Annotated in this window: 10 protein-coding genes; 3 read left to right on the top strand and 7 right to left on the bottom strand. The window is 56.0% G+C overall.

From position 1 onward, the window contains the following. Positions 1-59: 59 nt before the first annotated feature. From Q1B46_RS20065 to Q1B46_RS20055, 3 genes are all read right to left on the bottom strand, one after another. Positions 60-1,208: an amidohydrolase gene (locus Q1B46_RS20065; protein WP_299951209.1), complete on the bottom strand. Its 1,149-nt coding sequence runs from the start codon at positions 1,206-1,208 to the stop codon at positions 60-62. 69 nt (positions 1,209-1,277) lie between these two features. Further along, on the bottom strand, positions 1,278-2,648 hold the full coding sequence (locus tag Q1B46_RS20060; RefSeq protein ID WP_299951206.1) for an aspartate aminotransferase family protein: 1,371 nt from the start codon (positions 2,646-2,648) through the stop codon (positions 1,278-1,280). Between the two features lie 74 nt (positions 2,649-2,722). Then, complete coding sequence (locus Q1B46_RS20055; RefSeq protein ID WP_299951203.1) at positions 2,723-3,232, bottom strand: MarR family winged helix-turn-helix transcriptional regulator; 510 nt, start codon at positions 3,230-3,232, stop codon at positions 2,723-2,725. Between the two features lie 313 nt (positions 3,233-3,545). Between Q1B46_RS20055 and Q1B46_RS20050 the strand changes: the two genes are divergently transcribed. From Q1B46_RS20050 to Q1B46_RS20040, 3 genes are all read left to right on the top strand, one after another. Beyond that, positions 3,546-5,102, top strand: coding sequence for a sulfatase-like hydrolase/transferase (locus Q1B46_RS20050; RefSeq protein WP_299951200.1), 1,557 nt, complete (start codon positions 3,546-3,548; stop codon positions 5,100-5,102). Between the two features lie 88 nt (positions 5,103-5,190). Further along, on the top strand, positions 5,191-6,201 hold the full coding sequence (locus Q1B46_RS20045) for a TAXI family TRAP transporter solute-binding subunit (protein WP_299951197.1): 1,011 nt from the start codon (positions 5,191-5,193) through the stop codon (positions 6,199-6,201). Positions 6,202-6,279: 78 nt separating this feature from the next. Beyond that, positions 6,280-8,199 carry a TRAP transporter fused permease subunit gene (locus Q1B46_RS20040; protein WP_299951193.1) on the top strand — a complete coding sequence of 640 codons (1,920 nt, stop codon included), beginning with the start codon at positions 6,280-6,282 and terminating at the stop codon, positions 8,197-8,199. Positions 8,200-8,378: 179 nt separating this feature from the next. On the opposite strand, the gene Q1B46_RS20030 is transcribed toward Q1B46_RS20040, so the two are convergent. Genes Q1B46_RS20030 through Q1B46_RS20015 form a run of 4 tightly spaced genes read right to left on the bottom strand, consistent with a single transcriptional unit; the run spans position 8,379 to position 12,044 of the window. Then, on the bottom strand, positions 8,379-9,782 hold the full coding sequence (locus Q1B46_RS20030; protein WP_299951190.1) for an aldehyde dehydrogenase family protein: 1,404 nt from the start codon (positions 9,780-9,782) through the stop codon (positions 8,379-8,381). Beyond that, entirely contained in the window at positions 9,779-10,672 is an 894-nt protein-coding gene (locus tag Q1B46_RS20025) for an NAD(P)-dependent oxidoreductase (RefSeq protein ID WP_299951187.1), read from the bottom strand. Before Q1B46_RS20025 ends, Q1B46_RS20030 begins: the two co-directional genes overlap by 4 nt. Next, positions 10,669-11,052 (bottom strand): RidA family protein, encoded by a 384-nt coding sequence (locus tag Q1B46_RS20020; protein ID WP_299951184.1) that lies wholly within the window; start codon positions 11,050-11,052, stop codon positions 10,669-10,671. Before Q1B46_RS20020 ends, Q1B46_RS20025 begins: the two co-directional genes overlap by 4 nt. Then, positions 11,052-12,044 carry a fumarylacetoacetate hydrolase family protein gene (locus Q1B46_RS20015; protein ID WP_299951181.1) on the bottom strand — a complete coding sequence of 331 codons (993 nt, stop codon included), beginning with the start codon at positions 12,042-12,044 and terminating at the stop codon, positions 11,052-11,054. The genes Q1B46_RS20020 and Q1B46_RS20015 overlap by 1 nt, the downstream gene beginning before the upstream one ends. Positions 12,045-12,048: the final 4 nt, after the last annotated feature.

Genomic DNA, 12,048 nt, shown 5'->3' with positions numbered 1-12,048 from the left:
CAGCCAGTCGGCATTGGCAGGTCGACTGAGAAATACAAATGCCAGGCTGGACCCTCAAGTTAAACCACTCTCCCTACAATTCCCAGGAACATCCGAACGCCATCTTCGATAAGTACGTTTGGAAAATCGTAGTGCTGATCGTGCAACGGGGGGGTTGTTTCGCCAGCGCCCAATCCGAACATCGCACCTTCGCACATACCAGTTACAGCGCCGAAATCTTCCCCCCAACGAAACGCCTCGGTGGTGTGTACGAAGGATGTCATCAAGTCGTTTGCCGTTTGCTGAATGATCTCAACCGCGACTGCCTGATTTTTCGTTGCAGTAAACTTTTCAAGCGTTTCAAATTCGTACTCAAGACCGTATTGCGCTGCCAGATCTGCAGCACGGGTATGGATGGTCTTTAACATCTGCGCGATGATCCGGTCGTCATCGGAGCGTAGGGTAAAACCAAGCTCACCGTAGGAGGGAGCCACCCCTGAGGAGGCGACGCCCATTTGCGCGTGGATAGGCACCACAAGTGCGTATCCCTCATCAGGTGCAACATCCAAGGCAAGCTGGTCTGCCGCAAAAATGAGTTCTGCGATGGCCTTTGCAGGGCTGGCACCGGTATGTGGCTGCGAACTATGGGCGGCCCGACCCGTGAAACGAATAGCCTCGAAATGAACCGCTGACGCAAAGCTGCCGGGTTTGCACAGAATCTGACCCCGGGGGAATCCCGGCAGGTTATGCAGTGCAAAGGCATAGTCTGGGGTGATTTGCGTGAAGTTCGGATGGGAAAGGCACCCAATCGCACCTGTTCCTGTTTCTTCGTCCGGTTGAAACAGTAAAACAACGCGCCCCGTTTGCGAGCGTTTCTTTGCCAAGGCAAAACCAACGCCAATCATGATTGCCATATGGCCATCATGTCCGCATTTGTGCCCAACACCCGGGTTGGTCGATATATGAGACAAATCGGAATTGCGCTCGTGAATGGGCAAGGCGTCTAGTTCGCAGCGAAGCAAAACAGTCTTTCCTGGCGCACCGCTTTCATAGATGGCGGCGAATCCGGCCCCTTCAAGATCGACAAACCGGTCTGGCGCAGCTTCGGCTTGCAAAACGGATTTGACGTAGCGGGCCGTTTCATACTCGTGTCGCGACAATTCCGGATGCGCGTGCAACCAGTGACGGATTTCGCACAACCGGGCGAGTTCTGTTTGGGTCAGTTGCACCAGTGATCTCATTCGTTGGAAACAAGGGGGTTTCGGCTCTGGCCCAAAGGCCTGCTTTGGAATGCCTCGCTAGTCGAGCACCTCGTGCACTGCGCTTACGGTGGCATCAACAACGATATCGGCTTCTTCCGGGCTCAGGCAGAATGGGGGTGCAAAGCCCAGAATATCACCCTGCGGCATCGCGCGACCAATGACACCTTTGGTGGCCAGGCTGGCAGAAACCTTGGCGCCGACGGTCGCTGATGGGTCAAAGAATGTACGGTTTGATTTGTCTTGGACAAACTCAATCGCCGCCAGCATACCAATCCCTCGAATCTCGCCCACGTTTTTATGATCTCCCAGCTTTTCGATAAGCTGTGCGCGAAAGTAATCTCCTGTGTGCGTGGTATTGGCGATCAGATCAAGCTCATCAATCAGCTTTAGGTTTGCCACCCCGGCGGCGGCTCCGATGGGGTGCGCGGAATAGGTCCAGCCATGTCCGATGGGCCCGAATTCATCGTTGCCTTCCTCCAGAACCTTCCAAACCTTGTCCGAGACGATGGAGCCCGACAAAGGGGCATAGGCAGATGTGAGGCCTTTGGCGATTGTGATTATGTCCGGCTCTATTCCATATGCCGTGGACCCCATCATTGAGCCTGTGCGCCCAAAGCCGGTTACGACCTCATCCGCGATCAAAAGGATGTCGTATTTACGCAGAACCGCCTGGATCGCGGTCCAATATCCTTCTGGCGGGGGAACAATGCCACCGGTGCCCAAGACCGGTTCGCCGATGAAGGCTCCGATCGTGTCGGGCCCTTCCCGCAGGATCAGCGCTTCCAGCTTGGTCGCGCAATGGGCTGTGAAGTCTGCCTCGGACATATCCATTTCGTTGCGACGGAAATAGTATGGGGCTTCGGTGTGGATGACCTGAGCAAGCGGAAGGTCAAATTTCTTGTGGAACAGTTCCAGCCCTGTCAGCGATCCGGTGATCAGGCCCGAACCGTGGTAACCGCGCCAGCGCGAGATGATTTTTTTCTTCTGCGGCAGGTCTCGGATGTTGTTGTAGTACCAGACCAGCTTGATGTTGGTTTCATTCGCATCTGACCCCCCAAGTCCAAAATAGACCTTTGACATGTTGGCCGGTGCGCGGTCCAAGACCATTTTTGCCAGAGTGATCGATGTTTCGGTCCCGTGACCGACATAGGCATGATAATAGGCCAGCTCGTGCGCCTGTTTCGCTATCGCCTCGGCGATTTCAGTTCGACCATACCCCACGTTCACACAATAGAGCCCGGCAAATGCATCCAACAGTTTCCGTCCATCCCGGTCTTCGATGAAAACGCCCTGTGCCCCTTTGATTATCCGGTTCGGGCTGTCTCCACGGGCGTGGTTGGCAAGATGCGTGGAGGGATGAAAGAAGTTCTCACGATCCCATTGATCAAGTTGGTCGTTACGCAGCACTTCTGTTCTCCTTGCGCCCAGTACGGCATGTCTTGCCATAGACTGGCGTTGATTCACCTTGTTGCATCATACAATTAGGTATTCGTGTTGATAGACTGAGCAGAGCGTCGCACAATTTCACCAAGCACTCTGAGAGTCTGTTTTTCTTCTTCTTCTGTTAGATGAGACGACAGGCTGGCATTGTGTTCGGCGACTTTGGGCCGGACAGATTCGAAGGCCGCGCGCCCCTTGGGGAGCAAGGAAAACAGACGAACACGCCGGTCGTTCGGATAAACGCAGGATTGCACCATCTGGCGTTTTTCCAGCGACGCAAGTGAGCGACTGACCTGCGCCTGCTCCATTGCAGCTCCTAACGCCAGTTCCTTTTGTGTTGCTACATCAGCTTTGCTGAGATGGCGCAGAAGGCGAAAATCGGCAAGGCCCAGATCGCCATGCGCCATCAGCAGTTTGTGCAAATCGGATTTGAGCTTCCGGGCCGCACGTTGCGTCGCAATCGACAGAAGGCTTGCGCTGCGTGGTATTTCCTCAAGGTTCAACACATCGTCCGCTGAGAATTCACTCTCTTTGGGTTTTGTCTTTGTCATCCCGTTACCTTGCGATCTGCCCCAGCCGATGACCCCATTCTTGACCAAAGGACAATCGAGTGGTAGCGATAATTAAATGACTTGTCATATATTGGTGAGATCACAGTGTTCCAATCGCTTCCGGCACCTGAACCCGATGGTATCTTGCAGTTATCTCAAGGTTTCCGAGCCGATTCCAGTGTGAACAAAATTGATCTGAGGGTCGGTCTCTATCGCGACGCCTTTGGCCATACCTCGGTCATGGCTGCTGTTCAGGAGGCTGAGAAACGTCTTCTCGCTGAATCTGAAAGCAAGGCCTAAACTGGGGGGTAAGATGCCAAAACAACCCAACTTTGTCTTATTCATCACCGACCAGCATCGCGGTGACTGGCTGGGTTGTGCGGGGCACCCGGTGGTCAAAACGCCCCATATTGACGCAATCGCGTCAAAGGGGACGCGATTTACCGATTTTCACGTCGCGACCCAGATTTGCATGCCAAACCGGGCATCGCTGCTGACCGGGCGTTTTCCATCGGTTCACGGCTTACGCAATAACGGTGCCATTCTGCCCCGATCCGCCAATACATTCGTCGATGTTCTGGCAGCGGCGGGTTATCGCACGGCGTCCATCGGCAAAAGTCATTTGCAGCCGATGACGGGTATTCGCCTGCCGGAAGCTGAGGTTGACGGGCAACCGATCAAGGAGGCTTGGAAACCGGATGGGGCGGATTACACCGCCGAGTCGGGCGAGGCCTTCGAGGCACGGGGCGGCCTCATCGAAACCCCATATTACGGGTATCAAAAGGTGATCGCCGCCAGCCGCCACGGACCAAACAGCGGAGGGCACTATGTCCGCTGGCTGAAAGAGACGGCAGAGAATTGGCAGGATCTTCTAGACCCGACAAACGAGTTGCCGCACAACTATTCCTGTCCACAAGCCTTTCGCACGCCGATGCCTGAAGAGCTTTATCCGACGTCGTTCATCCGTGACCAGGCGATGGCTTATCTGGATGAAGCCACAGTGTCTGATGACCCGTTTTTCCTGTTCGTCTCGTTCCCCGACCCGCATCACCCGTTTAATCCGCCGGGGAAATACTGGGACATGTACGATCCTGAAGATTTTGAGGTATCGCTGCCCTATGAAGCCCATCAAAACCCGACACCACCACTGAAATATCTGAAGGGCGAATTTGAGGCGGGCAAACCGCCGCCAACGCCGCAATCCGCCTTCATGGTCGAAAACCGGCACTTGCAAGAAGCGATGGCTTTGACGGCGGGTATGATTACCATGGTGGACGATGCGATCGGGGCCGTCATCGACAGGATGCAGGCGCTGGGTTTGGAACAGGACACGGTGGTTCTGTTCACCGCAGATCACGGCGATTACATGGGCGATTTCAACATGCTGCTCAAAGGATCCCCGCCATTCCGGTCGGTAACGAATGTGCCATTCATTTGGTCGGACCCGGAAAGCCCGACATCGCGTGTCTCGGGTGAAATGGGCTCGACCACCGATATTAGCGCCACGATACTCGAACGAGCGGGGCTGACGCCGTTTAATGGAATTCAGGGACAATCACTGTTGGATGCCATTCAAGGGAATGCCGGTCCGCACAAGCATTTATTCTGCGAGTTCAACGATGTGTTTCCGCGGCTTGGGTTCAGCACGCCGCCCACGGTTAGATCTCTGATTACGCCGGACCACCGGCTGACGGTCTACCTGAACGAGGATTGGGGTGAGCTTTATGACCTGAAGGCCGACCCTAAGGAAACCTGCAATCTATGGAATGATCCGGAGCACAGCGACACCCAGTCAGACCTGATGCTGAAGCTCACGCATGCTTTGATTGGGCAAATGGACCGGTCACCGGCAACGGCGTTTCTGGCCTGACTTCACCTGATGAAATGAAAGGCGGAATTGATTTGGCCGAAGCAGGGCTTCTGCCATTCTGAACTCAAAAAAGCAAAGGGAGATAACGATGAATCTGAACTTTACAAAATCCGCGATACTCGCAGCATCGGTGCTGATCGGCAGCGCCACACTGGGAGAGGCCCGCGAACTGAAGGCTGAATCTGCGTCGCCCGCAGGCCTGACTTCGGTGGTCCTGCAGGTAACTGCGCGGGATTTGGCCGGATCCGACACGTCGATCAGCCTGAACACTGGTCAGACTTTGACGCGAACCGCACTGAAGCTTGCGGCAGGTAAGATTGACGTTGGAATTGTGCCTCCTGGTGCTTTTGGGGCAATGAAGAAAGGCGTCGGCCCGTACAAGGAAAATCCCGATCAAGCGAAGGAATTGTCGGGCAATCTGCGTTCGCTTTATTCCTTTATCGGCGGCTCGGTTCACCCGATCGTGCGTGCGGATAGTGGTATCGAAAGTTGGGACGACATTGCAGGCAAGCGTGTCTTCGTCGGCCCCCCGGGTGGTGCTGCGAACCGACAACTGACCAGCCTGGTGCGTGTGATGACTGGCCTTGAACCGGATACGGGCTATGACGCCGTGAAGATGGGCTGGGGTGCCGCCGGACCCGCCTTCCAGGACGGACAGTTCGACGTTTATCTGGCGTCGACCGCCGTCGGCAGTGCCAGCCTCGTACAACTGTTCCTGCAGGGTGACTACCGGTTCTTGCCCGCGCCGGATGGGGTGGCTGACAGCGAAACTTATGCCGCCATGCTGGTTGATAATGGCAGCGTCACGGGTGGTGTTCCTGCTGGGGCCTACGAAGGCGTCGAAAACGGGGACCAGAACATTGATACATACGCCTACACGATGCTGGTGTCCGTCAACAAGGACATGTCTGATGACGAGGCATATCTGCTGACAAAGACCTTCTGGGATAACCTGGATGCCAACAAGGAAGAAATCGCGGTGCTTTTGACCGTTGAGAAAGTACCGTTTGCGGGCAACAACATGCTGCTGCACCCAGGTGCAATTCGGTACTACGAAGAAATTGGTCTTGATGTTCCGTCGGAGCTGATCGCGAACTAAGCGCACAGAATTGCGCACGTGACATGTTCTTTCGCGGCGACACCCGCGAAAGGACACGTTGTCTACGGAGACTGTGTCATGCAAAGCCAGACATCGCCGATAAAATCCTGGACGACCGCTTCAGCCCTTTTATCGATGTTGATAGCTTTTGCTGCGGGTCTGGTTCTGATCGCGCACAAGCTTCCGGCAATCGGGCCCTTGCCGCGCATCGGGCCTTTTGAGGCAGAGCCATACAGGGCAGGGGTGTTCTTTCTATGTGTGGTGGTGGTGGTTCTGGCTGCGCCCCTTGCCGCAGAAGTGAGCGGGCGGGGCAAGAAGTCGTTCGCCCTTGCGGTAGACATGATAGTGCTTCTGGCTCTTGGTTACGCAAGTTGGCGTTTTTTTGTCGATGTCACGCTCATGCACGACACGATCGTTTTCTTTGAACCGTATCAAGCCTGGACAACGGCTGCGGCCTGCGTTGGGATATTGTACCTGAGCTGGCGTCACTGGGGTGTGCCGCTGACGGCCGTTGCCATACTGTCGCTGATATACTTTGCATGGAGTTTCCAGGGCTCACTGGTCGACGACCTGACAGAAAACCTGTGGCTGGCGCTTGACGATGGCATCCTCGGGAACATCACTGCAATCGTTCTGTCCACCGTGTTCCCGTTCATAATTCTGGGCGCGATGATGGAAAGCACCGGCGCGGGGATGTCGATGCTGAAGATCTCATTGCGCTTGCTGCACAAATACCGGGGCGGCCCGGCACATGCGGCTGTGCTGGGGTCGGGCCTGTTTGGAACGATATCCGGTTCGTCAGTTGCCAATGTTGTGGGGACGGGCGTCATCACGATTCCTCTGATCAAGCAGCGAGGGTTTTCACCAAACTTTGCAGGCGGCGTAGAAGCGACCGCATCCACTGGCGGGCAGATCATGCCGCCAATCATGGGTGCAGCAGCGTTGATCCTGGCGGATTTTGTGGGTGTTTCATATGTCGTCGTGATGACAGCCGCCGTGGTGCCCGCAGTTTTCTACTATGTCTCGCTTTTCATGACCATCGTCTTTGAAAGCCGCAGGCTGGGCGTTGAGGCAGCGACTGAAATTTCCGAAGAAATGCAGGTGACTCCTCAGGATGTGTTGAACCTTGTTCTGATCCTGGCGCCGATCGGGATCATTGTCTATTCACTACTCCGGGGTCTTTCGCCAGCAGGGTCCGCCCTGTTTGCCCTTTTCGCGCTTTTGTTCCTTGCATTCATCAACCCGGATGTGCGTCGCGAGCCGTGGCGTCTGGTCGTGGGGTTTGCCCGAGGAAGCCAGGCATTTGCCAAGCTTCTGATTGCAGTCTGCTGCATTTCGATCATAGTGGCGACAATGCTGTCGACCGGGCTGCCATCGCAGCTGTCCTTCTTCCTGAATGGTGTCACGAATTCCAGCCTTTTGGCCACATTGCTGCTGGCAGCAGGCGCTTGCCTGTTATTGGGTATGGGGATGCCGACATTGCCTGCCTATCTGACGATTATCATCGTTCTGGGCAGCACCATGAACTCTTTTGGGTTAGAGCCGCTGACCGCACATTTCTTTGTCTTCTACTATGGTGTGGCATCGGGGATCACACCGCCCGTTGCGGTCGCGGCCTATGCGGCAGCGGCGATATCGGGGGGGAATCCATCGAAAACTGGTTTTGCCGCGCTTCGGATAGGGATCGTAATCTTCGTGCTCCCGTTCTTTTGGGTCTACAACCCCGAAATGCTGCTTGTGCCGGAGGCCGGTGGTGAATTCGAACTGGTTGGCTTTGTCCTGATCGTGCTGCGCCTATTATTGATGACCTATCTGATTGCAACAGCCGCCAGTCGATTTGACTTCACACAGCTCGGTTGGGTCGAAACAGCGCTTCGTATGGTTGCTGCTCTGGCGCTGATCAGCCCGCTCATGATCGTCTGGGGGCCGGCATTTGCGGTTGGTGTAGTGCTTGTGGTGTTGAACAGACAACGCAGCCCGGCCACCGTGCCGCAATGAATGAAAACCCGACTTTCTAGTCCTAATGACCGATCAGCATCGCGCAGACTGGTTGGGATGTTCGGGATATTCTGTGGTCAGAACACCGAATATCGACGGGCTAGCCGCACGCGGCTTGCGCTTCGCCAATTGACGGGTCTTATGGACGAAAGTCCGCGTGGGAAAAGGTCGGCCTGACCCTAAAGGTGAACGACCTGGATGTCGGTGTTTTCTGCCAGGCCTTCTTCGCCAAATTCCACTCCAATGCCCGACTGCTTGACGCCAGCAAACGGGGCCATCGGGTTCAGAGGCCCGTGCCGGTTGATCCAGGCAGTGCCGCTTTCCAGCCGCAGGGCAAGCGTTTTCGCGCGATCAAGGTCTTTCGACCAGATCGACCCGCCCAGCCCGACCTCCAATCGATTTGCGTTGGCTATGGCTTCATCAACGTCACTGTAGCGGATGATCGGCATGATCGGGCCAAACTGTTCCTGATCCACCAGAGGGTTGCCGTCATTGATGTTGCCCACGATGGTCACTGGATGGAAATTACCACCTTCGGGCACTTCGCCCTGGTACAGAATCTCGGCCCCCTGTTCGACGGCAGCGGCAAGAAGCGACCGCACCTTTTCCAGCTGCATCTTGTTCTGAACCGGGCCAAGGATCGTGTCGGGCTCGTTCCCCGGCCCGACCTTGATGCCCTTGGCGACTGCGATCACCGCCGCACAGACTTCTTCATATATGTCCTCGTGCACGTAGGTCCGCTTCATCGCAGCACAGGTCTGACCATTGTTCACAAAAGCACCCCAGAACAGGCCTTCGGCAATTTCACCGGGGTCGCAGTCGGGCAGAACAATGCCTGCATCGTTACCGCCGAGTTCCAGCGTCAGTTTCTTGAGGTTCGAAGCGGCCGAGCCCATGACCTTTTTACCCGTCTCAGTCGAGCCGGTGAAAACCATCTTGCGAATGCCAGGGTGGGCCGACATCTGTGCGCCCAGGTGATCCTCACCGGCCACAACATTCAGAACACCTTTGGGAAGTACACCGTTGGCAAGTTCGACCATGCGCAACGTCGTAAGTGGCGTATAGGGCGAGGGCTTGATCACCACCGTATTTCCGGCGCGGATCGCTGGCATGATGTGCCAAATCGCAATCGTGATCGGAAAGTTCCATGGCGTGATTGAGCCAACAACACCAATCGGTTTGCGGTGCAGTTCGATCCGGCCTTCGTTGTTGTCCTGAATGATCTTGACCGGCAGTTCCAGCGCGCCGGTGGTACGTGCCCAAACGGCGGCGCCACCAAGCTCGAACCGAGATCCGAGCCCGCCAAGCGGCTTGCCCTGCTCGGCGGTCAGGATCTGGGCCAGTTCCTCGGCATTTTCTTCGAGCACCTCTGCCACGGCAATGCAGGCGGCTTTGCGCGTCGCGTCATCTGTGATTGACCATATCCTGAACGCACGGCCCGCCGCAGCGATTGCGTCATCCATCTGATTGGTTGTGCCGCATGGGCATTGACCAACAACCGAGCTGTCCGCCGGGTTGATGACATCGAAATAGGTGTCTGCTGGGGAGGCCGCGCCGTCGATAAAGTTGTGATATCGTGTCATGAGGCTGAACCTTTCTTGTCAAAGGATGGCTGGATTGCCTTGATAGTGGCTTCCAGACTTCGGGATTTGTCGCGGGTGCGACGTGTTTCATGACCAAAAGGTGAGGCGGATATAGTGGCCATGACAGCCTCGGCGCCGTGATGGAAATAGCTCGTCAGACCTATGTCCTCAAAGCTCTGCGCGATTTGGCGCATCTCGTCCTGCCATCGCGCGGCATCGGCGGGCAGACGGGGGATATTGGCGCGCGCCCGCGCGGCAAGTTGCGGTTGGCTGGCCTCAACCTCTGCCAGGAATGTGTCCAGCAGATCATGCGCATCAGCCGCAAGCATTGCATTGAACAAAAGCGCGTTCACCCCTTTTGTCATCGCCGCATATGCCATCTTGAACGCCGAAGCTTTGCCGATACCGCCCGATAGTTCGACCAGATCGAACCCGGTCTGGTCCAGCACCCGCAGTGTTGAGAGATCCCCGCCACAGGCGTAAAGCCGGGGTCGCGTGGTTTCTGAGGGGGGCGCTCCGACGAGCCCAGCGTCGATAGCGACGGCACCAGCGTTGGTGATCAGCCCTGCGATTTCGCAGGTTAACCGAGGTGAAATGGCATTGGCTTCGACGAAAATCGGGGTTTTGCCCGTCTGCTCGATTAGGTCTGCGACTTCGGCTGCAGCCTCTTTGGCATATTGTGTGGGAAGAACGGAAAACAATATATCGGTTTCCGCGACGACCTGAAGCAAATGTGCGGCTTGAATACCGGCTTCTTGCGCTCGTGTGTGGGTTTCTTCAGATCGCCCTCTCAGGTCGGACAGAACCTGATGACCGGCTTCACCAAATACCCGCGCCAAGGCAGCACCCATTTCGCCCGCGCCGATCATGCCGATGGTAAGCCTGGTCATTGGGCCAGCATGGCTGTCGCCACAGCTTGAAGACAGCACCCTGGGGGCAGGACCACCTGATGCGCTTGCCGGGCCGGGCGGAGGGCCTGGTCTGGCCAAAGGCGCAACCAATGAGTGTTGGCAATATCCCGATCTGCCTTGTCGGCAAAATAGAGGTCCAGTTTGACGACATCCTGCAGGTCAGCGCCTGCTTCGGCAAGGATGGCTTCGAGGTATTGGAAGACCAGCGTGACCTGACGTTCCTTGTCTGTCGGATAGGCCCCGCTGTGCAACTCTTTGCCCAGAATGCCGGATGTGATCAGCAGCCCGTTGTGAACTGCAGCATTGGGCACAGGGTTCAGGTGCTGCGCCGCTTTGGGAGAATAAACGGCGCGCACCATTAGGCACCACCTTTCTGGTGCCTGATCGGATTTTCGAGACGGCCGAGCGGCTCGATCTCGATCCCGATCGTTCCTTGTTCTTCCCCGATTAGAAGGCTCTTGTGTCCGCGTGGAAAACGGCCAGCGCCCTTGCCGGTGGTCCCAAAGGAAATTAGATCACCGGGTTCAAGGGTGAAATATCGGCTGGCTTCAGCAATGCACTGCTCGACGGTAAAGCGATAGTTTCCCGTGTGGTCCAAGGTGAAGGTTTCGTTGTCCAGCGTACCTTTGACATGCAGGTCGTTGGGGTTACCGACCACGTCCGTTGTGGTAATCCATGGCCCCATTGGTGCGAATGTATCGGTGCCCTTCGACCGGGTGTGATAAACATAATATGCATCTGTATCGTCGGGCCCATTCAGATGTCGCCAAGTATAGAATTCAGGCCGCGCCATATCCTTGTCATAGGTCACGGCGATCGAATCCTTCTGGAACTTCAATCCGTGGCTTGTCACGTCATTGTGGATCATGAATCCGAACACATGGTCCAACGCCTGATCTTCCGAAATGTGTTTCGCGCGTTTGCCAATGACTGCACAAATCTCGGGCTCGGGTATGACCGCGCCCCAATCTGGGTCAACGATGATCGCTTTGCCATGTCCGATCAGTGCGGATGGCGGTTTCAGAAAAAAGTTCGGCACGCCCGGGTCGCGATGCGCCTTTTTCATCAGTTCTTTGTTGTTGAAGGCGACCCCGAGGATCTTGGAGGGGTTCGTCACCGGCGCGGCCCATTCAATCGTGGACAAATCGAAGTCCGCGGCTTCATCGGCTTTAGCCTGCAAGCTCTTAAGAACCGACGCGTCTTGCTGAGTGGTCTTTATCAGCGAAAGAATATCTGGAACAGGCTGGATGCCCGCCAGCGCCGCGACATCAGATACCAACCGCACCCGTCTATCGTTGCCTTGCAGAACAGGGGCCGTGGTGCCATTCAGAATGATCGTGCCGAACTTCATGAAA

Source organism: uncultured Ruegeria sp., assembly GCF_947500045.1.
Lineage (GTDB): Bacteria > Pseudomonadota > Alphaproteobacteria > Rhodobacterales > Rhodobacteraceae > Ruegeria.
Note: the sequence above shows the minus strand (reverse complement) of the source record. Positions and strands in the feature narration are given on the sequence as shown.

What these genes read in the sequence shown, in the direction of transcription:
- Q1B46_RS20055 (WP_299951203.1), bottom strand. Translation starts at nt 3,232, where the DNA reads ATGACAAAGACAAAACCCAAAGAGAGTGAATTCTCAGCGGACGATGTG.
- Q1B46_RS20050 (WP_299951200.1), top strand. Translation starts at nt 3,546, where the DNA reads ATGCCAAAACAACCCAACTTTGTCTTATTCATCACCGACCAGCATCGC.
- Q1B46_RS20045 (WP_299951197.1), top strand. Translation starts at nt 5,191, where the DNA reads ATGAATCTGAACTTTACAAAATCCGCGATACTCGCAGCATCGGTGCTG.
- Q1B46_RS20040 (WP_299951193.1), top strand. Translation starts at nt 6,280, where the DNA reads ATGCAAAGCCAGACATCGCCGATAAAATCCTGGACGACCGCTTCAGCC.
- Q1B46_RS20030 (WP_299951190.1), bottom strand. Translation starts at nt 9,782, where the DNA reads ATGACACGATATCACAACTTTATCGACGGCGCGGCCTCCCCAGCAGAC.
- Q1B46_RS20025 (WP_299951187.1), bottom strand. Translation starts at nt 10,672, where the DNA reads ATGACCAGGCTTACCATCGGCATGATCGGCGCGGGCGAAATGGGTGCT.
- Q1B46_RS20020 (WP_299951184.1), bottom strand. Translation starts at nt 11,052, where the DNA reads ATGGTGCGCGCCGTTTATTCTCCCAAAGCGGCGCAGCACCTGAACCCT.
- Q1B46_RS20015 (WP_299951181.1), bottom strand. Translation starts at nt 12,044, where the DNA reads ATGAAGTTCGGCACGATCATTCTGAATGGCACCACGGCCCCTGTTCTG.